The organism is Zoogloea ramigera (assembly GCF_006539865.1).
In the GTDB taxonomy this organism is placed as follows: Bacteria; Pseudomonadota; Gammaproteobacteria; order Burkholderiales; family Rhodocyclaceae; genus Zoogloea; species Zoogloea ramigera.
The window spans coordinates 34,637-54,002 of the sequence record NZ_BJNV01000031.1 but is presented as its reverse complement, the minus strand read 5'-3'; the positions used below and the strand labels follow the sequence as shown (position 1 = coordinate 54,002).

Annotated in this window: 19 protein-coding genes; 13 read left to right on the top strand and 6 right to left on the bottom strand. The window is 69.0% G+C overall.

The window, feature by feature from the left end:
• From ZRA01_RS10375 to ZRA01_RS10360, 4 genes are all read right to left on the bottom strand, one after another.
• On the bottom strand, nt 1–367 hold a 367-nt coding region (locus ZRA01_RS10375; RefSeq protein WP_141351862.1), incomplete at its 3' end, for a transposase.
• 75 nt (nt 368–442) lie between these two features.
• Nucleotides 443–682 (bottom strand): hypothetical protein, encoded by a 240-nt coding sequence (locus ZRA01_RS10370; protein WP_141351860.1) that lies wholly within the window; start codon nt 680–682, stop codon nt 443–445.
• Nucleotides 679–1,461 carry a PD-(D/E)XK nuclease family protein gene (locus tag ZRA01_RS10365; RefSeq protein WP_170182940.1) on the bottom strand — a complete coding sequence of 261 codons (783 nt, stop codon included), beginning with the start codon at nt 1,459–1,461 and terminating at the stop codon, nt 679–681. The genes ZRA01_RS10370 and ZRA01_RS10365 overlap by 4 nt, the downstream gene beginning before the upstream one ends.
• A 127-nt stretch (nt 1,462–1,588) precedes the next feature.
• On the bottom strand, nt 1,589–2,782 hold the full coding sequence (locus tag ZRA01_RS10360) for an acyltransferase family protein (protein WP_141351856.1): 1,194 nt from the start codon (nt 2,780–2,782) through the stop codon (nt 1,589–1,591).
• A gap of 232 nt (nt 2,783–3,014) precedes the next feature.
• Here ZRA01_RS10360 and ZRA01_RS10355 point away from each other — a divergent pair, with 232 nt between their 5' ends.
• The 7 genes from ZRA01_RS10355 (at nt 3,015) to ZRA01_RS10325 (ending at nt 11,283) form a co-directional block, all read left to right on the top strand.
• Nucleotides 3,015–4,082: an AI-2E family transporter gene (locus ZRA01_RS10355; RefSeq protein WP_141351854.1), complete on the top strand. Its 1,068-nt coding sequence runs from the start codon at nt 3,015–3,017 to the stop codon at nt 4,080–4,082.
• The gene (gene ruvB / locus ZRA01_RS10350; RefSeq protein ID WP_141351852.1) at nt 4,079–5,140 is read left to right on the top strand and encodes a Holliday junction branch migration DNA helicase RuvB; all 1,062 of its coding nucleotides are present in this window, start codon (nt 4,079–4,081) and stop codon (nt 5,138–5,140) included. The genes ZRA01_RS10355 and ruvB overlap by 4 nt, the downstream gene beginning before the upstream one ends.
• Nucleotides 5,141–5,242: 102 nt before the next feature.
• Nucleotides 5,243–6,565, top strand: coding sequence for a D-glycero-beta-D-manno-heptose-7-phosphate kinase (gene rfaE1, locus ZRA01_RS10345; RefSeq protein WP_141351850.1), 1,323 nt, complete (start codon nt 5,243–5,245; stop codon nt 6,563–6,565).
• Nucleotides 6,562–7,230, top strand: a complete 669-nt coding sequence (locus tag ZRA01_RS10340) for a protein-tyrosine phosphatase family protein (RefSeq protein ID WP_246093621.1) — start codon at nt 6,562–6,564, stop codon at nt 7,228–7,230. Before rfaE1 ends, ZRA01_RS10340 begins: the two co-directional genes overlap by 4 nt.
• Nucleotides 7,227–8,975, top strand: a complete 1,749-nt coding sequence (msbA, locus tag ZRA01_RS10335) for a lipid A export permease/ATP-binding protein MsbA (protein WP_141351848.1) — start codon at nt 7,227–7,229, stop codon at nt 8,973–8,975. Before ZRA01_RS10340 ends, msbA begins: the two co-directional genes overlap by 4 nt.
• A 3-nt stretch (nt 8,976–8,978) precedes the next feature.
• Complete coding sequence (locus tag ZRA01_RS10330; RefSeq protein ID WP_141351846.1) at nt 8,979–10,016, top strand: polysialyltransferase family glycosyltransferase; 1,038 nt, start codon at nt 8,979–8,981, stop codon at nt 10,014–10,016.
• Nucleotides 10,006–11,283 (top strand): O-antigen ligase family protein, encoded by a 1,278-nt coding sequence (locus ZRA01_RS10325; RefSeq protein WP_141351844.1) that lies wholly within the window; start codon nt 10,006–10,008, stop codon nt 11,281–11,283. The genes ZRA01_RS10330 and ZRA01_RS10325 overlap by 11 nt, the downstream gene beginning before the upstream one ends.
• A gap of 6 nt (nt 11,284–11,289) precedes the next feature.
• Here ZRA01_RS10325 and ZRA01_RS10320 read toward each other — a convergent pair whose 3' ends face one another.
• Complete coding sequence (locus ZRA01_RS10320) at nt 11,290–12,093, bottom strand: DUF5672 family protein (protein ID WP_141351842.1); 804 nt, start codon at nt 12,091–12,093, stop codon at nt 11,290–11,292.
• A 147-nt stretch (nt 12,094–12,240) separates the two neighbouring features.
• Here ZRA01_RS10320 and ZRA01_RS10315 point away from each other — a divergent pair, with 147 nt between their 5' ends.
• The 3 genes from ZRA01_RS10315 to ZRA01_RS10305 all read left to right on the top strand — a co-directional run bounded on the left by ZRA01_RS10315 (nt 12,241) and on the right by ZRA01_RS10305 (nt 15,156).
• Nucleotides 12,241–13,272: a glycosyltransferase family 9 protein gene (locus ZRA01_RS10315; protein WP_218028696.1), complete on the top strand. Its 1,032-nt coding sequence runs from the start codon at nt 12,241–12,243 to the stop codon at nt 13,270–13,272.
• Nucleotides 13,273–13,283: 11 nt separating this feature from the next.
• Entirely contained in the window at nt 13,284–14,216 is a 933-nt protein-coding gene (locus ZRA01_RS10310; RefSeq protein WP_170182939.1) for a glycosyltransferase family 2 protein, read from the top strand.
• Between the two features lie 64 nt (nt 14,217–14,280).
• Nucleotides 14,281–15,156 (top strand): alpha-1,2-fucosyltransferase, encoded by an 876-nt coding sequence (locus tag ZRA01_RS10305; RefSeq protein ID WP_141351838.1) that lies wholly within the window; start codon nt 14,281–14,283, stop codon nt 15,154–15,156.
• Between the two features lie 27 nt (nt 15,157–15,183).
• On the opposite strand, the gene ZRA01_RS10300 is transcribed toward ZRA01_RS10305, so the two are convergent.
• A complete protein-coding gene (locus ZRA01_RS10300) occupies nt 15,184–16,020 on the bottom strand; it encodes a DUF6492 family protein (protein WP_141351836.1) in 837 nt (278 codons plus the stop codon).
• A gap of 86 nt (nt 16,021–16,106) precedes the next feature.
• Between ZRA01_RS10300 and gmd the strand changes: the two genes are divergently transcribed.
• Genes gmd through ZRA01_RS10285 form a run of 3 tightly spaced genes read left to right on the top strand, consistent with a single transcriptional unit; the run spans nt 16,107 to nt 19,326 of the window.
• A complete protein-coding gene (gene gmd, locus ZRA01_RS10295; RefSeq protein WP_141351834.1) occupies nt 16,107–17,234 on the top strand; it encodes a GDP-mannose 4,6-dehydratase in 1,128 nt (375 codons plus the stop codon).
• Nucleotides 17,235–17,236: 2 nt separating this feature from the next.
• On the top strand, nt 17,237–18,214 hold the full coding sequence (fcl, locus tag ZRA01_RS10290; protein WP_141351832.1) for a GDP-L-fucose synthase: 978 nt from the start codon (nt 17,237–17,239) through the stop codon (nt 18,212–18,214).
• A 38-nt stretch (nt 18,215–18,252) separates the two neighbouring features.
• Nucleotides 18,253–19,326 carry a glycosyltransferase family 4 protein gene (locus tag ZRA01_RS10285; RefSeq protein ID WP_141351830.1) on the top strand — a complete coding sequence of 358 codons (1,074 nt, stop codon included), beginning with the start codon at nt 18,253–18,255 and terminating at the stop codon, nt 19,324–19,326.
• Nucleotides 19,327–19,366: the final 40 nt, after the last annotated feature.

Sequence of the window (19,366 nt, the reverse complement as noted above, 5' to 3'; positions counted from 1 at the left end):
CGCGCATCACACTTTCCTTGAACAGCCGATCGCGGTTGGCCGAAAAGCTCGAGTGGTCCCATACCGGCTCGTCCTGACTCAGGCCGACGAACCAGCGGAACATCATGTTGAAATCGAGATGCTCGATCAGGGCTCGCTCTGAGCGAATGGAGAACAGGCATTGCAGCAGCAGGGCACGAAGCAGGCGCTCGGGGGCAATCGACGGGCGCCCCCCTTCGGCATAAAGGGAATCGAAGGTCGGCGACATCGAATGCAAAACCATGTCGGCCATTACTTTGACCCGGCGCAGCGGATGATCCGCCGCAATCCGGTCTTCGATATTGATGTAGCTGAAAAGGCTGCTCTGCTTATGGTCTGCGCCGCGCATGGGAATTGGAGTCTGTAAATGCCTTGTGAATTGTAATTCAGCCGAAACCCTTGGTGGTGCTGGAGATTGAATAAATCAACGCCCTGCTAGGTAGCCAATTTCAGATTCGGGCCAGTTCCCGGGCTTGAAAGTCGTTTCATCCTCGAGAAAGTCATAGACCCCGACCCATTCCCCTCGGGCCGCCGCCCATTCTTTGACTTTCCTGTCGATGGCCCCAAATATCCGTTTCTCGGCTTCCTCCACGATGGCCGGCGCCTGTTCCAGCACGGCCATGTTGCGGATGACGAGTTGGTGAACCTCGTGCTTGTCGCTCATCGTTTCTTCCCCTTCTTGCGGCCCAGGCCGCGGACGTGTTCGGCGAAATGGTTCAGGAGCAGCCCGGCAGGCTGACCGGCGAGGCCGCTGTGGCGGCGCACGTGGTTGTCGATGACATCCGCCAGCGCAGCCCACGACAGCGGCCGGACGTGGGCCTGGAGGGCAGGGTTCCGGGCCGGGCGCCCCTCCGGGGTGAGGAAGATAAGCTCACGGAGGCGCTTGCCCGGGATGCCCTGCAGGTAGCGGTGGTAGCGCTCGAGCTGGTCGTCGCCCTCCGCTGCGCCGACCTTGGCTTCGATGAGCACCATGAAGTCGGCGCCTTCGATGGCGATATCCACCCGACTGTCGCCGGCCTCCGACAGCCGCTGCTCGACCCGGGCGCGGTAGGGCGCCTGCCGCGCCAGCGCGGCGAGTGAGGGCAGGGCCAGGTGTTCGAGCAGCGCGACCAGCAGGTCCGGCCCCTGGCCGTGGTCGCCGAGGCAGTCGAGCAGCCAGCGCAGCACCGCGGTGTTGCGGAGCTCGTCGTGTCCGACCCCGACGCTGCGCCAGGCGTTGGCGCGGACACCGCTGCGCAGGTGGCGTGCATGGGCGGCGGGAAACGCGGCGGCAAATTCGGCGAACTGGCGAGTGTCGAGCGTGGGCGGCCTGGGCGCAGGGCGGGCAGGGATGTGCTGCCAGGCGTCGAAGAAGGCGGCCATGGCCGCTGCGGGGCCGGCGGTTTGCGGCTGCAGTGAATGCCAGCGCTGAAAGAAGGTGTCGAACTGCGCGGCGTTGGGCACGGGCGGCATCGGGAGGGATTGTGCAGCCCGGGATCGTAGCGCAAATGCATGAGCCGCGGCCGAGCTGCCCGCTCGTTCCGGGTTTCACCCCGGGGCGGCCGGCGTCAGGCGCCCCCGTGGGCCGGTTCTAGCGGGCCGGCCGGCCGGCTGGCTGCGGCGGTTGCAGCCTGCCCAGCAGCGCCTTGCCCAGATCGATGAAGGGTTGCTCGATCAGCCGGTAGCTGGCTTCGCCGATCGCCCGGATCAGCACCAGGGCCAGCCCCAGGAAGACCGCCTCGAAGGCGACGGAATACACGCCCGTCTTGGCGAGCGGCCACAGCTGGTGGAGCAGCTGGCTGGTGTATTTGAGCACCGCGAAGTGCAGCACGTAGGCGCTGAAGCTGACCTTGCCGAGCCCGGTGATGGCGCGGTTGATGACCCTGCCGGACGGCTTGAGGATCAGCACGAGGGCCCACGGCACGAAGCATAGCGTCATCAGCAGATGGGTCGGGGGCAGGCCCTGGTTCCAGTCGAAGAGCTTGTTGAGGCCGATCGACAGGGCCACCGCCAGCGTCGCGCCGAGCATGGCGAGCGAGGCCAGGTCGGCGCTGATGGGGGACGCGATGATGCGCCGGCGCGTCGATTCGTCCTTGATCAGGTGATAGAGCAGGAAACCCAGCGCGAACACCACCAGCTGGTTGGGGGGCCAGAAATACAGGAAGTTGGCGCGCTCCTCGGGGCTGATCTCCGGGTAAAGGCTCTGGCCGAAATGGGATGCGGCGAGCATCACGCCCAGGGACAGGGCCACGAAGACCAGCGCCCGCCGCAGGCTGGTGACCAGCGTCGCGATCAGCGGGAAGGTGAAGTAGAAGCAGAACTCGACGCCGATGCTCCAGCCGCCGGGCACCGGCGTCCAGCCCGGCACCGTGGGGATCAGGTAGGGGCTCCAGGCGTTGTAGAAGAACAGCGTTGCGAGGAGCAATTGCAGGCTGAACTGCTCGGCCTGGATCTGGTAGGCGAACCAGTAGAAGACCACCGCCATCCAGTACAGCGGCGCGATCCGGAAGAAGCGCCGCACCAGGAACTTCAGGCTGCGCGGCCCGAAGGGGTCGGCGCTGCGGTGCCAGGACATCATCAGCGTCACCGCCGAGGCCAGGAAAAACAGCTGCACGCCGTAGAAGCCCATCGTCAGCACGCGCTTGACCGGCCACGCCAGGTCGGGCACGTAGCCCAGGGTGTGCACCGCGATGACGATGAGGATCGCGTAGCCGCGCAGGGCGTCGATGACCTGCAGGTGGTCCTGCTGGTCGAAGCTGCGGAAGTTTGTCGGGGTGTCTGCCATCGTCTTGCCGGGCCGGGAGAGGTTGGGCGACGGAGCGGGGGCTGCCCGGCTCGACCGTCGGTGGGCCGGCTAGGGTAGCAAACCCACCCGGCACCGGCGTAGCCAGGACAGGGGTGGTGTGCAGAATTTCACCTTGATGGCGGGCCACCACCCGAAAAATGACGGGCGCGTCATTAGGACCGGCGCGGCGATTCGGGGATAATCCCCCCACCCCAACCCGAGGTCTTCCCCCATGGCGCCCCGACGTACCGCCCAGGTGGCCATCACGGCCCTCCTGCTCCTCGGCTGTGCCTACGTGCTCAGCCCGTTTTTTGCGGCGATCCTGTTTGCCGGCACGGTGGTCATCACCAGCTGGCCCCTGTATGCCCGGCTGCACGCTTATCTGCGCGGCCGCGACGGCTTGGCCGCGATCACCATGACCCTGCTCCTCACCGCGCTGCTGCTGGTGCCGATGATCGGGCTGGCGGCCTCGCTGACCGACGCGGTGATGAGCCTCGTCGAGCTCATCCGCGCTGCCATCGAGGCCTCCGACGGGCGCCCGCCGGCCTGGCTGAAGGAGATCCCGCTGGTGGGTGGCGACATCGACGCCTACGTGCGCAAGCTCACCCGCAGCCACGACGAGGTGCGCAAGCTGGGCCTGCAGGCCGTCGAGCCGGCGCGCAAGTTCGCGCTGGGGCTGGGCGCCATGCTCGGCCAGGGCCTGCTGCAGATCTCGCTGGTGCTGTTCATCGTGTTCTTCATCTACCGCGACGGCGCGCGCATCTCGGCCCAGCTCGAGACCGCCGCCGCGCGCCTGGGCGGCGAGCTGGGCAGGCAGCTGCTCGAGCTGGCCGGCAACACCGTCAAGGCGGTGATGATCGGCATCGTCGGCACCGCCGCGGCCCAGGCCCTGGTGGCCTTCATCGGCTTCGTGATCGCCGGCGTGCCCGGCGCGCTGCTGCTGGCGGCGGGCACCTTCTTCCTGTCGCTGGTGCCGGTGGGGCCGCCGCTGTTGTGGGGCGGAGCGGCCTTCTGGCTGTACCAGCAGGGCGACAGCGGCTGGGCCATCTTCATGGTGCTGTGGGGCGCGCTGGCGGTGAGCTCGGTGGATAACTTCCTCAAGCCCTTCCTGATCAGCCGCACCGCCAGCCTGCCGATCCTGCTGATCGCGCTGGGCGCCTTCGGCGGCGTGCTGGCCTTCGGCTTCATCGGGCTGTTCCTCGGCCCCACCTTCCTGGCCCTCGGGCAGGCGCTGTTCGCGGCCTGGACGGCCATCACACCCGCTGCCCACGAGGCAGACTCCACGGAGGGCCTGGCATGATCGAGACCGATGCCCTGAAGGGCGGCCAGCCCGACGCCACCGCCCGCCTGATCGGCGCCCAGCGCGCCAGCAACCAGGAGGAAGCCCTCGAGCGCGCGCTGCGCCCCAAGCGGCTGGCCGACTACGTGGGCCAGCAGAAGATCCGCGACCAGCTGGAGATCTTCATCCAGGCGGCCAGGAAGCGCGGCGAGGCCCTCGACCACGTGCTGCTGTTCGGCCCGCCGGGCCTGGGCAAGACCACCCTGGCCCACATCGTCGCCGCCGAGATGGGCGTGAGCCTGCGCCAGACCTCCGGCCCGGTGCTCGAGCGCGCCGGTGACCTGGCCGCGCTGCTCACCAACCTCGAGCCCCACGACGTGCTGTTCATCGACGAGATCCACCGCCTCAGCCCGGTGGTCGAGGAGATCCTCTACCCCGCGCTCGAGGACTACCAGATCGACATCATGATCGGCGAAGGCCCGGCCGCCCGCTCGGTGAAGCTCGATCTGCCGCCCTTCACGCTGGTCGGCGCCACCACCCGCGCCGGCATGCTCACCAACCCGCTGCGCGACCGCTTCGGCATCGTCTCGCGGCTGGAGTTCTACACCGCCCAGGAGCTCGCCTACATCGTCAGCCGCTCGGCGCGCCTGCTCGACGTGGAGATCGACGAGACCGGTGCCTTCGAGATCGCCCGCCGCGCCCGCGGCACGCCGCGCATCGCCAACCGCCTGCTGCGCCGGGTGCGCGACTACGCCGAGGTGCGCGCCGACGGCCACATCACCGCCGCGGTGGCCGACGCCGCCCTCACCATGCTCGACGTGGACCACCTCGGCCTCGACCTCATGGACCGCAAGCTCCTCGGCGCGATGCTCGAGAAGTTCGGCGGCGGCCCGGTGGGCCTCGACAACCTGGCGGCGGCGATCGGTGAATCGTCCGACACCATCGAGGACGTGCTCGAACCCTACCTCATCCAGCAGGGCTACCTGCAGCGCACGCCCCGCGGGCGCATGGCGACGGCATCGATCTGGCAGCACTTCGGCCTGATGCCGCCGGGGGCGGCGGGCGGCGGCGGCCTGTAGTGCGCCGGGGCGCGGGCCGCCCCTCGCGACGGCTCCGCCTTGGTGCGATAATCCAGGCCTTCGCATTTTTTCGGCATCCGCCCGCCCGGCTGCCCTGTGCCCATGCATCTCTCCCTTCCGGATTTCTCCGCCTTCCGCGTGCTCGTCTGTGGTGACGTGATGCTCGACCGCTACTGGCACGGCGCCACCGCGCGCATCTCGCCGGAGGCGCCGGTGCCGGTGGTGCAGGTGCTGGGCGACGAGCTGCGCGCCGGGGGCGCCGGCAACGTGGCCCTCAACGTCGCCTCCCTCGGCGCCCGCGCGCGGGTCGTCGGGCTGGTCGGCGACGACGAGGCCGGGCGTCTGCTCGAGGACAGGCTGGGCGAGCGGGGCGTCGACTGCGCCTTCGAGCGCGTCCAGGACGCGCCCACCATCACCAAGCTGCGCGTCATCTCGCGCCACCAGCAGCTGATCCGCCTCGACTTCGAAGAGCGCTTCGCCGCCATCCACGCCGAGCGGGTGCTGGCCGCCCTCGAGGCCGGCCTCGACGGGGTGGATGTGCTGGTGCTGTCCGACTACGCCAAGGGCACCCTGGCCGACGTGCCGGCGCTGATCGCGGCAGCAAAAGCCCGGGGCATCCCGGTGGTGGTCGACCCGAAGGGCTCCGATTTCTCGCGCTACCGCGGGGCCACCGTGGTCAAGCCCAACCTGTCCGAGTTCGAGGCGGTGGTCGGCCCCTGCCCCGACGAGGCGACGCTGGTCGCCAAGGGTGAGGCCCTGCGCGCCGAGTTGGGCCTCGAGGCGCTGCTGGTCACCCGCGGCGAACAGGGCGTGACCCTGCTGCAGAAGGGCCAGCCGGCCCACCACCAGCCCACCCGCGCGCTCGAGGTGTACGACGTCACCGGCGCCGGCGACACCGTCTCGGCGGCCCTCGGCTGCGGCATCGCGGCGGGGCTCACGCTGCGCGACGCGACCCTGCTGGCCAACCTGGCCGCCGGCGTGGTGGTCGGCAAGCTGGGCACCGCCACCGCCAGCATCGACGAGATCCGCGAGGCGATGAATGCCCACGCGCCGATCGCCCACGGCCTGCTCGATGTGGACGCCGCGCTGGCCGCCTGCCAGCGCGCCCGCGCCGCCGGCGAGCGCATCGCGGTGCTGCTGGGGCCCCTCGGCCAGCCTGATGCGGCCCTGCTGGCGCGCCTCGACGCCGCCCGGCGGGCGGCCGAGCGCCTGCTGGTGATCGAACCCGCCGCCACCGACGCCGGCAGCGCCGCCGTGCTCGCCGCCCTGCGCCCGGTGGATTGGGTGGTCCAGGCCGACCCGATAGGCTGCGCCACGCTGCTCCTGCAGCTGCGCCCCGACGCCCTCGGCTGCGACGCGGCCACCGCCGCCAGCCTGCCCGCCGGCCTCAAGTCGGCGCTGCTGCCCGGCGAGGGGGTGCGATGAGCGACGTCAAGGACATCTCCACCACCGGTGGCCGCATCGTCGCCTGGCTCGACATGCACCTCGTCGACCACGGCGCGATCCGCGCGGTGTACAACAACTTCTACGACCTCGGCGGTGGCATGTACCGCTCCAGCCAGCCCAGCCCGGCGCAGATCCGCAAGTACCAGCAGAAGTTCGGCCTGAAGAGCATCATCAACCTGCGCGGCGCCCACGGCTACGGCTCCTACGCGCTGGAGCGCGAGGCCTGCGAGAAGCTCGGCGTGGCGCTCCACGACGTCAAGCTGTACTCGCGCACGCCGCCCGAGATCGAGGAGGTGCATGCCATGGACGACCTCTTCAAGACCATCGAATACCCCGCGCTGCTGCACTGCAAATCCGGCGCCGACCGGGCCGGCCTGGGCGCGGCGCTGTACCGCATCTTGCACCTGGGCCACCGCGTAGAGGACGCCATGGCCGAGCTCGACTGGGTGTACGGCCACTTCAAGAGCGCCAAGACCGGCGTGCTGGACTTCTTCTTCGCCACCTACGTGGCCCGCAACGCAAAGTCGCCCATCGGTTTCCTCGAATGGGTGGACACCGAATACAACCGGCTCGAACTCCACGCCCGCTTCCGCGAGGAGGGCTGGGCCAGCCTGATCGTCGACAAGGTGCTGCACCGGGAATGAAGGCCTCCTTCCAGCTCTACCGGCGCCTGCTCGGCTCGGCGCGCCCCTACCTCAAGGTGGTGGCGCTCTCCATTGTCGCGATGATCGCCGCGGCCTCCCTCGAGCCGGTGCTGCCGGCGCTGCTCAAGCCCCTGGTGGACGAGAGCCTGATCAAGAAGAACGCCGTCGCCCAGTGGCAGGTGCCGCTGTTCCTGATGCTCGCCTTCCTGGCCAAGGGCGTCGCCGAGTACGTGGCCAGCGTGTCCAGCCAGTGGATCGCCAACAAGGCCATCACCGACCTGCGCCAGCAGGTCTTCCGCCACCAGATGCACCTGCCGATCCCGGTGCACCAGGCCGAGACCGGCGGGCGCATGCTGTCGCGCATCCTCTACGACATCCCCCAGGTGGGCGCGGCGCTCTCCAACGCCTGGATCATCGTCGTCCGCGACACCCTGATCATCATCGGCCTCACCGGCTACCTCATCTACACCGCCTGGGAGCTCACCCTCGTCATCGTCGCCATCGCGCCGGTGGTGGCGTGGCTGATCCGCGTCGCCAGCCGCAAGCTGCGCGGCTCCAACCGCGACATGCAGGAGACCACCGGGCGAATGACCGGCATGGTCGAGGAAACCCTGGGCGGCGTGCGCGAGATCAAGCTGTTCGGCACCCACGACCACGAAGACCGCCGCTTCGCCGCCGTCTCCGAAACCCTGCGCCAGCAGACCATGCGCACCGTGCGCGTGTCGGCGGTCAATGTGCCGCTGGTGCAGGTGCTGGCCGCCGCGGCGGTGGCCACGGTGATCTGGACGGCGGGCTCCCTGTCGGCCCAGGACAAGCTCAGCCCCGGCGAGTTCGTCTCCTTCGTCACCGCCATGTCGATGCTCTTCGAGCCGATCCGTCGCCTCACCAACATCAACGCGGTGATCCAGCGCGGCCTCGCCGGCGCCCAGAGCATCTTCGAGCTCCTCGACACCCCGCCCGAGGTTGACAGCGCCAGCGGCAGCCTGCCGCGGGCCAAGGGCGAGCTCGTCTTCGACGACGTCTCCTTCGCCTACCCCGGCCAGGGCGGGCTCGCGCTGCAGGGCTTCAGCCTGGCCGTGCACCCGGGCCAGACGGTGGCCCTGGTGGGTGCCTCGGGCAGCGGCAAGAGTACCCTGGTGAACCTCGTCGCGCGTTTCTTCGAGCCGGGCAGCGGGCGCATCCTGCTCGACGGCCAGCCCCTCGCCAGCCTGCCGCTGGCCCACCTGCGCGCCCAGCTCGGTTGGGTCGGCCAGCAGGTGGTGCTGTTCGACGACACCGTCGCCGCCAACATCGCCTACGGCCGGCCCGGCGCCTCCGAGGCCGACATCCGCGCCGCCGCCCGCGCCGCCCACGCCCTCGAGTTCATCGACAAGCTGCCCGACGGCCTCGCCACCCGCGTCGGCGCCAACGGCAGCCTGCTCTCCGGCGGCCAGCGCCAGCGCATCGCCATCGCCCGCGCTTTCCTGCGCGACGCGCCGATCCTGCTCCTCGACGAAGCCACCTCGGCTCTCGACAACGAATCCGAGCGGGCGGTGAAGGACGCGCTGGTCGAGTTGCGCAAGAACCGCACCGTGATCGTCATCGCCCACCGCCTGTCCACCATCCACGACGCCGACCTGATCGTGGTGATGGAGCGTGGCCGTATCGTCGAGACCGGCACCCACGCCGGTCTGCAGGCCGGCGGCGGCGCCTACGCGCGGCTGCTGGCGAGCGGCGAGGCGATCCCCGACAACGTGGAGGGCTGAGCGATGGGCGCGCGGGTTGCCGTTTACTTCGTCGCCTCGCCGCTGCAATACCTCGCGGCGCGGCGCATCGCCGAGAACTTCGAGGCCGGCGCCCGCCAGGTGCTGGTGTGGTACAAGCCCGGCGTCACGCCCATCGTCCGCGAGGCCGACTGGGACGCCGCCGGCTACATGCCGTGGCCGCGCTGGGAGCCGCTGCCCGGCCCCTTCGGCCGCCACCGCCGGCTGCGTGACAACATCCGCCGGGTGGCCGCGCTGGTCGGGCCGTGCGACAGCCTGCACATCCACAGCGCGGTGTTCGACACCGAGGCCATCAACTACTTCCTGCGCGCGCTGCCCAAGGCCTGCGGCGCCCGCGAGATGCGCGCCCGCATCCTGCCCGACGGCATCATCAGCATCCGCCGCTATCCGCTGGCGCCGGCCAAGCGCCTCGCCCAGTACGCCCGCAAGCTGCGCCGGCTGGTGGCGCCGGAGCTCGACTACTGGTGCTTCGGCGGCGACCGCATCGGTTCCGATGCGCCCTTCTGCGACCGCATCTACGTGATCGCCGGCCTGCCCCACGAATACCCGGCCGACAAGGTCGTGGTGCTGCCGCCGCTGGTCACGCCGCGGGCCGGCGCGGCGGCGGGGGCTGCGTCCGAACGCACGGCCCTCGTCATCGGCCAGCCGCTGGTCGGCGCCGGCCTCATGAAGCCCGCCGACCGCGACGCGGTGAGCGACGAGATCCGCGCCTGGCTGGCCGCCCTCGGCATCCGGCGGATCATCTACAAGGGCCACCCGAAAGACCCGGACCAGGAGCTTAAACAGCCCGACTACGAGACCCTCAGCCTCGACGAGCCGCTCGAGGTGCACCTGGCCAACACGCCCTACGACGCGGTCGTCGGGGTGCGCTCCAGCGCGCTGCTGTTCGCCCGTCAGACCAGCCCGGCCAGCACCCGGGTGGTGGCCTTCGGCTGGGGGCGGGTGCGCTTCAAGTCGGACGACGAGAGGCGCCAGATGGGCGAGGCCTTCCGCAGCACGGGGGTCGTGCTGAATGAGGGCTGAGGCCGGGCGCCTGGTCGCCCTGCTCGGCCGCCTGCTGCCGTGGCTGCTGCCGGCCTTCCTGGCCAGCCTGATGCTGTCCGGCGCGCTGGCGCGCAACCTGGCGCTGGTGCTGATGCTGCTGGGCTTGCTCGCGGTGGCGACGCCGGGCCGCTGCATCGACCGCCTCGATCGGCGTTTCATGCTTGCCGCGGCGGTGTTGCCGGCGGCCTACGTCCTCAACATGGCCGTGCTCGGCTGGAACATGCGGGTCTTCGACCGGCCCGCCCACCTGCTGTGGGCCATCCCGGTGTATCTGCTGGTGAGGCGTTGCGGGCTGTCGTCGCGGGCGCTGCTGGCGGGCTTCGCGGCGGCGGGGCTGGCCGCCGGCGGGGTGGCGCTGCTGGCCAAGAGCGAACTGTTCGGCGGGCCGCTGATGCGGCTCGAGTTCGGCCGGCCGATGGGGCCGTTTTCGAGCCCCGGCCCCTTCGGCAACTACAGCGCGGTGATCGCCATGGCGTGCCTGGCGGGATGGCTGGGCGGGGCCGGGCTGCGTGGTGGCCGGTGGGTGCGTCTGGCCGCGCTGCTCGGGGTGAGCGGCGGGCTCGTCGCCAGCCTGCTCTCCGAGACCCGCTCGGCCTGGGCGTCTTTGCCGGTGATGGCGCTGGTCGCGGCGACGGTGCTGGTGGGGGGCCGGCCGGCTGGCCGGCGCGGTCTGGCCGCCGTGGTGGCGGCGGTCCTGCTGGTGGCGGGGCTGCTGGCGGTGGACACCGTGCACGAGCGGCTGCTGCTGGGGGCGAACGAAGTCCGGGCCTATCTGGCCGATCCCACCGCTGCAGCGGCCCGCGAGACGTCGATGGGTCTGCGCCTGCTCAGCTGGGAGTGGGGCTGGCAGCAGTTCCTGGCCCACCCGGTGCTGGGCATCGGAGTGGCCCAGTTCCGTCCCACCGTCGACGCGGCCGTGGCGGCCGGGGCCCTGCCGGAGGTGTTGCGCAACTTCAACGGCCTTCACAATCTGCTGATCGACCACCTCACCACCACCGGCCTTGTCGGTACGCTGGCCATGCTGGGTTTCTGGGTGGGCATGTTCCTGTATTTCAGGGCCGTGCGGCGCGGGGCGGACGGGGCACGCCGGCTCTTCGCCGGCTGGGGCCTGATGGTGCTGGCGGCGGAGCTGGTGTTTGCCAGTGTCGGCTCGATGTTCGCGTCGTCCCTCGGCACCGTGGCCTTCACGGTGCTGCTGGCGGTCTGCGCCGCCGGGGCCCACCCGGCCACGCCGGAGCGGGGCTGAGCGCCCTCAGCGCAGGCGTCGCAGGGCCAGCCGGCAGCGTAGCTTGAAGGCGTCCAGGCGCTGCTTGAGGTTGCCGCCGGCGCGAACGTCGATGATCCGGCGGGCGGGCTCATGGCGCCCGGCGTCGATCAGGTTCTTGAGCAGTCGCCGGGCTGGCATCGAGAACAGCACGCTGCGGTCGACGCCGGCCAGATAGCTCAGCAGCTCGGGGTCGGGCAGGGCCAGGTGGAAGTTGAAGAAGCCGTGAAAGCCGAACACCGGCCCGTCGGGCGGCGTCAGCTCGAAGGCGAAGCGCCGGGCCAGCTCGACCGGCGCGAAGCGGATGCCGTGCCGGGCCACCAGCAGGTCGTGGTAGTCGAGGCAGATCACGTGGTCTTCGGGCTGGGTTTCGCGGATGTCGGCGTCCTGCAGTGCGTCGATCAGCCTGCGCGAGCGCAGCGAAAAGCCGCCGTTGCCCACCGGCTGGCTGCGGTGGGGCCAGGGCGCGCCGATGTAGTCGTAATCGAGGAAGGCGGCGTCCCAGGCGCCCGGGTCGAGGATGAAGCTGTCCCACTGCACCACCAGCACGTGGCTGCCCGAAAAATACGGGCCGAGGGACTTGACCATGAAATGGGAGTATTCGGCCACGTTGCGCAGCGTGGGCACCGCCCGGACGGTGATACGCGGGTCGGGGCTGCGGTAGCCGTCGCGGGTGAGCAGCACCGCCTCGCGGAAGCTGGCGCGATCCAGGCAGCGCTGCATGGCCTTGAGGGCGAGATCCGGGTGGCGGGTGTCGAGACACAGGAGGCTGACGTCGGGCAGGGCGAGCATGGCGGGTCGAGCGTGTGCCGGAGCGGCGGAAAATGAGCGCAGGGTAGCGCAGAGTTGCCGTGACTTGCATGTGTGGCGCACGGTTTGCTTCGATTCCGGCAAAATACGGCCTTTCGGGTTTCCAGCCCGCCAGCCTTCCGAGCTTACGTGGTCATTGCAGCCCCTCTTCCCCGCACCGTTGTCGTCATTCATCGCACCGGCATCGGCGATCTGATCTGGCATATTCCCTATCTGCGCGCGATTGCCGCGGCGAGCGCCGACGGCGCGGTCAGCCTGATCGCGCGCCCGTCCTGCCGGGCTGCCGACGTGCTCGCAGCCGAGCGCTGCATCGCCGAAGTCATCGAGTTCGACCGCAAGCCGCGCAAGGGCGAGGGGCGCAGCGGCCGTCACGACCCCCTGGGGGCCCAGCTGCGCTTCGCCCGGGGCCTGCGTGAGCGGGGCTTCGAACGCATCTACATCCTCTCCGGCCGCATTCGTTACGCGGCGCTGGCCCTGCTGGCGGGCATCCCCCAGCGGGCTGGTTTTGGCTTCTCCCCGGGCGAGCGCCTGCTGCTCAACCGGCCGCCCTACATCCGTCCGCACCGTGGCACCGGCAACTGGGTCTACCCGGAGGTCAGCGCTTTCTGCATCGCCCACGGTCTGGTGGATGCACCCGTGGTGCCGCGGATGGCGGTGCGCCCCGAGGCCCTGGCGGCTGCAGCGCAGGACCTGGCCGGCGTCCCCGGTCCGCTTTACGCGTTTTCGATCGGCACCTCGGCTCCGCGCAACAACTGGGGTGGCGAGCGTTTTGCCGTGCTGGCGCAGGCGCTGGCCGAGCGGGGCTGCAGCGTGCTGCTGCTTGGCGGCCCGGCCGAGCGGGATGCGGCGGCGGCAATCGTCGCCGCCGTGGCACCGGCGCTGCGGGCCCGGGTGATCGCCGCCACCCAGCCCTCGGTCCAGCATTCGGCGGCGCTGCTGCGCCACTGCCAGTTTTGCGTGGGCAACGACACCAGTGCCCTGAACATGGCCGTGGCCAATGGCGTGCCGACCCTCGGGCTGTTCGGGGCGAGCCCGCCCCTGACCCACGACCCCCTCATGCGCGCCCTGCAGGCGCAGGGCATGGCGGCGATCAGCGTCGAGGCCGTGCTGGCCCGGCTCGCCGAGCTGCAGGCACCCATGCCGGCCGGGCTGCAGCGGTGATGAAGGTTTCCATGCCGCCCCGCTTTTCGGTCGTCATTCCGCTTTACAACAAGCGCTCGCACGTCGGCCGGGCCCTGGAGTCCGTGCTCGCCCAGCGCTGGGCCGACTTCGAGCTGGTGGTCGTGAACGACGGTTCCAGCGACGGTGGCGAAAGCATCGTCGAGGCCTGCCCGGACCCCCGGGTGCGCCTTGTGAATCAGCCCAACCAGGGGGCTTCGGCTGCGCGCAACCGAGGGGCCCAGGAGGCCCGCGCCGCTCACGTGGCCTTTCTGGATGCCGACGACGAGTGGAAGCCCGGTTTCCTGGCCGAGATCGCCAGGCTGGTGGATGCATCGCCGGCGTCCTTGCTGTTCGCAACGGCCTACGAACTGACCTCGCCCGACGGCCGTCGCGTGTCCTACAGCGCAGACGGTGTGGGGACGGCGCTGGCTGGCGTTCAGCTCGATTATCTCGACTGCGTCGGCCGCGATGTTTACCCCTTCTACACCAGCACCGTCTGTGTGAACCGGGAGGCCTTCGTGCAGGCCGGGGGCTTCGACTGCAGTCTGGCCATCGGCGAGGACGTGGAGCTCTGGCTGCGTCTCTCGAGGACGTCGGCCGCCTGTTTCAGCCCGGCTGTCGGGGCGGTCTATCACCGCGACGCCGAGAACCGGGCGATGAACCAGACCGGGCGGGCACAGAAGATCCTGGCCTTCGCCCGCCGGCTCCTGGCGTCCCGCCAACCGGGTCTTACGGCCAAGCAGGGGCATGACCTCGACAGCCTGATCTCGTGGAACATCTACCGCTGCTGCATGAGCCTGATGCGTAGTGGAGCGCTCGCCGAGGCGCGGGGGGTGATGAAGGAGTTCGAGCACATCCTCGTTCCTCCGGTGGCGCGTGGCCTGTCGCGCAAGGCCCTGAAATACACCCTGCTCGCGCCTCTGTACCGCCTCCGAAGAAAATGAGGCGCAGGGCGAGCTCCGGAGCCGGCAGACCCGCCGGCAGGCATCATCGGCAGCGGACTACACAATGATCATCATCAAGCTCAAGGGCGGCCTCGGCAATCAGCTGTTCCAGTACGCCCTGGGACGCGCCCTTTCCAGCAGATCCGGGATGGCGCTGAAGCTCGATGCGTCCAGCTTCCAGCAGGACGCCCTGCGCAGCTATCGGCTGCAACATCTTTGCGTCGAGGCCGCGCTGGCCGACGAGCGGGAAATCGAGGCCCTGAACCCCTCCAGGGCCCGCTATGCGGCGTGGCTTTCACGCCGCTGCAGGTGGGCGGTCCAGCCCTTCCATCACCGGTCGTACGTGAAGGAGCGGGGTTTCCCCTTCGACCCGGAGATCCTGAAGATCCGCCAGCCGGTGTATCTGAATGGTTACTGGCAGAGCGAGAAATACTTCGATTTCCTGCGGCCCCGGCTGCTCGATGAGTTGCTCCCCGCTGCGCCCGTTTCGCCCGAGAACGCAGCCCTGGCGGCGGAGATGCGGGCTTGCGAATCGGTCAGTCTGCACATCCGCCGGGGTGACTATGTCGCCAATCCCGAAGCCCTCAAGGTGCATGGTGTGGTGCCGCTCGATTACTACCGGGCCGCGGCGGCCAAGATGGCTGCAGGGCTGGAGAAGCCCCGCTTCTTCATCTTCTCGGACGACATGGCGTGGGTCCGGGACAACCTGGATGTCGGTCATCCGCTCAACTTCGTCGGCGCCGACAGGCGCAATGCGGATTATGAAGACCTGTACCTGATGAGCCAGTGCCGGCACCAGATCATCGCCAACAGCTCGTTCAGCTGGTGGGGGGCGTGGCTGAACCGGAACCCTGCCAAGATCGTGCTTGCGCCGCGACAATGGTTTGCCGCGCCGATCGATACCCGCGATCTCCTGCCCGAGGGCTGGTCGCGGCTCTGATGCGTGCGTGCCGTCGGCGTCAGCCTGCTAGCGCGCGAGCAGCCTGCGCAGCCACATGAAGCGCGGGCGACGCTCCCACTGCTCGAAACTGATGAAATCGAACTTGCGGGCCAGGGCGCGGGCCTTGCGTTCGGTGAGGAGCTCGATGTCGCCCACCAGCCGGTTGCCGAAGCGCCACCATCTGTTCGGGCTGAAGGTGATTTCAGCCCGGTGGTGGAAGGCGATGAAGGTTCCCATCGTCTCGTATTCGCTGAACCCGGAGGCCTGGCTGAAATCGATGCCGGCAATGATTGCGTCTTCCCAGCGCGTGCCGGCTTTTTGCTCGAGTTCGGCAAACAGCTCGCGAAGCCAGCGAACCTTTACTGGAAAACACTGGGCAATGAACGAGAAATCCGCGGCCTTTTCGAGGCCGATGAGCCGTTTTATCAGCTCAAAATAGGGCGCGTGGTGTTCCGTGCCCTGGTAGTAGATGATCCGACCGCGCTCGTCGACGAAGCTCAGGGGCTTGAGGGGCACGGTATCGGCATCCCAGATGAGGATGATGTCGTCGTCCCCTGCCGCGCTGGCGGCGGCCATCTTGATGAACTGCTGCAGATACCAGCCCTTGCGACCGGCATTTGCCGCGGGCAGACGCGCCGCGATCTTCTCGCCCAGATGCCCGACGTAGCGGGACTCCGCGATCACCTCGAAGGCGTCGGGGCTGATTGCCCGGAAGCTCTCGAGCTCTGGGTCCGGAACCAGCAGCTTATAATGGCGCGCCTTGATATTCCTGACGATGTACGGTGCAGCCTTTTGCCATGTGGGCGCATCTTTTCTGCTGCAAACGCAAATGACCTCGCTCACACCGGTAGTGCGATCCGGCATGCATTCTCTCCTGGTTGCCGTGTTGTTGAATCACGTGCGGCACTCGCACCCCTTCGGGATCTTACCTTGACACAGGATGTAGCCCCATGAGCAGCACCAAAAAAGCACTCATCACCGGCGTAACCGGGCAGGACGGTTCCTATCTGGCCGAGTTTCTGCTGGGCAAGGGTTACGAGGTGCATGGCATCAAGCGCCGCGCGTCGTCCCTGAACACCCAGCGGGTCGACCACATTTACGAAGATCCCCATGTGGAAAACCAGCGTTTCGTGCTGCATTACGGCGACCTGACCGACAGCTCGAACCTGACCCGCATCCTCCAGCAGGTCCAGCCCGACGAGGTCTACAACCTGGGTGCCCAGTCCCATGTGGCGGTCAGCTTCGAAGCGCCCGAATACACTGCCGATGTTGATGGCATCGGGACGCTGCGCCTGCTGGAGGCCATCCGCCTGCTCGGGCTGGAGAAGAAGACCCGTTTCTACCAGGCCTCCACGTCCGAACTCTACGGCTTGGTGCAGGAGATCCCCCAGAGGGAGACCACCCCCTTCCACCCCCGCAGCCCCTATGCGGTGGCCAAGCTGTTTGCCTACTGGATCACCGTCAACTACCGGGAAGCCTACGGGATGTACGCCTGCAACGGCATCCTGTTCAACCACGAAAGCCCCCGCCGTGGCGAGACCTTCGTCACCCGCAAGATCACCCGCGGTCTGGCCAACATCGCCCAGGGGCTGGAGCAGTGCCTGTACATGGGCAACCTCGATGCGCTGCGCGACTGGGGGCACGCCCGCGACTACGTGCGCATGCAGTGGCTGATGCTCCAGCAGGCGCAACCCGAGGACTTCGTGATCGCCACCGGCGTCCAGTACTCGGTGCGTGAATTCATCCGCTGGTCGGCGGCCGAGCTGGGCATTACCCTGCGCTTCGAGGGGCAGGGCGTCACCGAGCAGGCGATCGTCGAGCATGTCGAAGGCGACCGGGCGCCGGCCCTCAAGGCGGGTGACGTGATCGTGCGTGTCGACGCCCGATACTTCCGCCCCGCCGAGGTGGAGACCCTGCTGGGCGACCCCACGATGGCCCGCGAGAAGCTCGGCTGGGTGCCCGAAATCACCGTTCAGCAGATGTGTGCCGAAATGGTGGCTGAAGATCTCAAGGCCGCCCGGCGTCATGCCCTGCTCAAGGCCCACGGCCACGACGTGCCGATTGCCACGGAGAACTGACCATGCAGCACGCGATCGACCAGAGAGTCTTTGTCGCCGGCCACCGGGGCATGGTGGGTTCGGCCATCGTCCGGTGCCTGCGGGCGCTCGGTTACCGGGACATCGTCACGGCGCCCCGGGACGCCCTCGACCTGACCGACCAGCGCCAGGTCGCCGCCTTCTTTGCGGCGCAGTCCATCGACCAGGTCTATCTGGCCGCCGCCAAGGTGGGGGGCATCCATGCCAACAACACCTACCCGGCCGAGTTCATTCACCAGAACCTGATGATCGAGGCCAACGTCATCCATGCGGCGCACCTGCACGGCGTGCAGAAGCTGCTGTTCCTCGGTTCGTCCTGCATCTACCCCAAGCTCGCGGCGCAGCCGATGACCGAGGAGGCCCTGCTCACGGGGCTCCTCGAGCCGACCAACGAGCCCTACGCGATCGCCAAGATTGCAGGCATCAAGCTCTGCGAAAGTTACAACCGCCAGTACGGGCGCGACTACCGGAGCGCCATGCCGACCAATCTGTACGGCCCCGGCGACAACTACCATCCCGAAAACAGCCACGTCATCCCGGCCCTGATGCGCCGGGTCCATGAGGCCAGGCTCGCAGGGGCGCCCGAGGTGGTCATCTGGGGCAGCGGCACGCCCCGCCGGGAGTTCCTGCACGTGGACGACATGGCCGCCGCCGCGGTGCACCTGATGAACGTCTCCGCTGCCGCCTACGCGGCCGAGACCCGCCCGATGTGTTCCCACATCAACGTCGGCACCGGCGTTGACGTGACGATCCGCGAACTGGCCGAGAGCCTGGCGCAGGTGGTGGGCTACCCGGGGCGTCTCGTCTTCGACAGCACCAAGCCGGACGGCACGCCCCGCAAGCTGCTGGACGTCGCGCGGGCCGAGCGCCTGGGCTGGCGCGCCCGGATCGGCCTCGCGGAGGGCCTAGCCTCGACCTACCGGGAAGCCTTCCTGGACGGTGCAAGCCTGCGTCTCGGCTAATCGTCCGGGCCTATCGATCGTTCTGAACACTCGCCCCGATGCGCATCCTTCAAATCCTTCATAACCGCAAGTTCGGTGGCGCCGAGCAGCATCTCGTGCAGCTCTGCACGGGCCTGCGCGCCGCCGGGCACGAGGTCGAGGCGGCGGTGCCGAAGGGGTCGTGGGTCTGGCTGCGCCTGGAAGAAGCGGGTTTCGTCCTCCATGACTTCGACTTCCGGGCCCACTACGACCTGCCGGCGCTGCTGCGTCTGCTGGTCCTGATCAAGCGGCAGGATTACGACCTCGTCCATACCCACCTGGTGCGTGCGGCCTTCTATGGGCGGCTGGCCTGCCGGATGAGCGGCACCCCGCTGCTCAGCAGCGTGCATGACATGCTGACCTGGAAGAACTACCCCCACGACCGGCAGCTGATCGCCGTCTCGGAGGCGGTCAAGGGGCATCTGCTCGCCCGGGGCTTCGATGCCGGCCGGATCAAGGTCGTGTTCCCCGGTGCCCGGGATTGCAGTTTCGGCGCCGGGCACGGGGCCGCCCGTGAGGCAACCCGCCGGGCTCTGGGCCTCGCGCCCGACGAGCGGGCCCTGTTCATGATCGGGCGGGTCGCCGAGGTCAAGGGGCACGACGTGGCGCTGGAGGCCTTCCGCCACCTGCGCAACCAGGCGGGCCGGCCCCTGCGGCTGTTCTTCGCCGGGCAGGAGACTGCGTGGGGTGCGGCCCTCCATGCCGCCGAGGCGGGCTCGCTGGCGACCTGGCTGGGGCGCCGCGACGACGTGCCGCAGCTGTTGGCCGCCGCCGACATCGTGCTGCAGCCGTCCCGCAGCGAAGGCCTGCCGCTGGCGCTGATGGAGGCGTCGTCGGCGGGCTGTGCGCTCATCGCGAGCCGGGTCGGCGGCGTGCCCGAGGTCATCGCCGATGGTGTCAACGGCCTCCTGGTTCCCGCCGACGATGCCTCGGCCCTGGCCGCCGCGGTGCAGCGGCTGGTCGACGACCCGGGCCTCGCCGGGGCCTTCGGCCGCGCTGCGAGGCAGCGCTACGAGGCGGATTTTTCCATCGGCACGATGATCCAGGCCACCCTCGACGTCTACCGGGCCTGCCTGGAGGCCCGCCCTGCCTGAGCCCCGGGTGCCTGCCCCGGGCACTTTCGGCTACAGTCTC

What these genes read in the sequence shown, in the direction of transcription:
- ZRA01_RS10305 (WP_141351838.1), top strand. Translation starts at nt 14,281, where the DNA reads ATGATCATCATCAAGCTCAAGGGCGGCCTCGGCAATCAGCTGTTCCAG.
- msbA (WP_141351848.1), top strand. Translation starts at nt 7,227, where the DNA reads ATGAAGGCCTCCTTCCAGCTCTACCGGCGCCTGCTCGGCTCGGCGCGC.
- ZRA01_RS10320 (WP_141351842.1), bottom strand. Translation starts at nt 12,093, where the DNA reads ATGCTCGCCCTGCCCGACGTCAGCCTCCTGTGTCTCGACACCCGCCAC.
- ZRA01_RS10285 (WP_141351830.1), top strand. Translation starts at nt 18,253, where the DNA reads ATGCGCATCCTTCAAATCCTTCATAACCGCAAGTTCGGTGGCGCCGAG.
- ZRA01_RS10360 (WP_141351856.1), bottom strand. Translation starts at nt 2,782, where the DNA reads ATGGCAGACACCCCGACAAACTTCCGCAGCTTCGACCAGCAGGACCAC.
- ZRA01_RS10310 (WP_170182939.1), top strand. Translation starts at nt 13,284, where the DNA reads ATGCCGCCCCGCTTTTCGGTCGTCATTCCGCTTTACAACAAGCGCTCG.
- ruvB (WP_141351852.1), top strand. Translation starts at nt 4,079, where the DNA reads ATGATCGAGACCGATGCCCTGAAGGGCGGCCAGCCCGACGCCACCGCC.
- ZRA01_RS10330 (WP_141351846.1), top strand. Translation starts at nt 8,979, where the DNA reads ATGGGCGCGCGGGTTGCCGTTTACTTCGTCGCCTCGCCGCTGCAATAC.
- fcl (WP_141351832.1), top strand. Translation starts at nt 17,237, where the DNA reads ATGCAGCACGCGATCGACCAGAGAGTCTTTGTCGCCGGCCACCGGGGC.
- ZRA01_RS10355 (WP_141351854.1), top strand. Translation starts at nt 3,015, where the DNA reads ATGGCGCCCCGACGTACCGCCCAGGTGGCCATCACGGCCCTCCTGCTC.
- rfaE1 (WP_141351850.1), top strand. Translation starts at nt 5,243, where the DNA reads ATGCATCTCTCCCTTCCGGATTTCTCCGCCTTCCGCGTGCTCGTCTGT.
- gmd (WP_141351834.1), top strand. Translation starts at nt 16,107, where the DNA reads ATGAGCAGCACCAAAAAAGCACTCATCACCGGCGTAACCGGGCAGGAC.
- ZRA01_RS10300 (WP_141351836.1), bottom strand. Translation starts at nt 16,020, where the DNA reads ATGCCGGATCGCACTACCGGTGTGAGCGAGGTCATTTGCGTTTGCAGC.
- ZRA01_RS10340 (WP_246093621.1), top strand. Translation starts at nt 6,562, where the DNA reads ATGAGCGACGTCAAGGACATCTCCACCACCGGTGGCCGCATCGTCGCC.
- ZRA01_RS10370 (WP_141351860.1), bottom strand. Translation starts at nt 682, where the DNA reads ATGAGCGACAAGCACGAGGTTCACCAACTCGTCATCCGCAACATGGCC.
- ZRA01_RS10325 (WP_141351844.1), top strand. Translation starts at nt 10,006, where the DNA reads ATGAGGGCTGAGGCCGGGCGCCTGGTCGCCCTGCTCGGCCGCCTGCTG.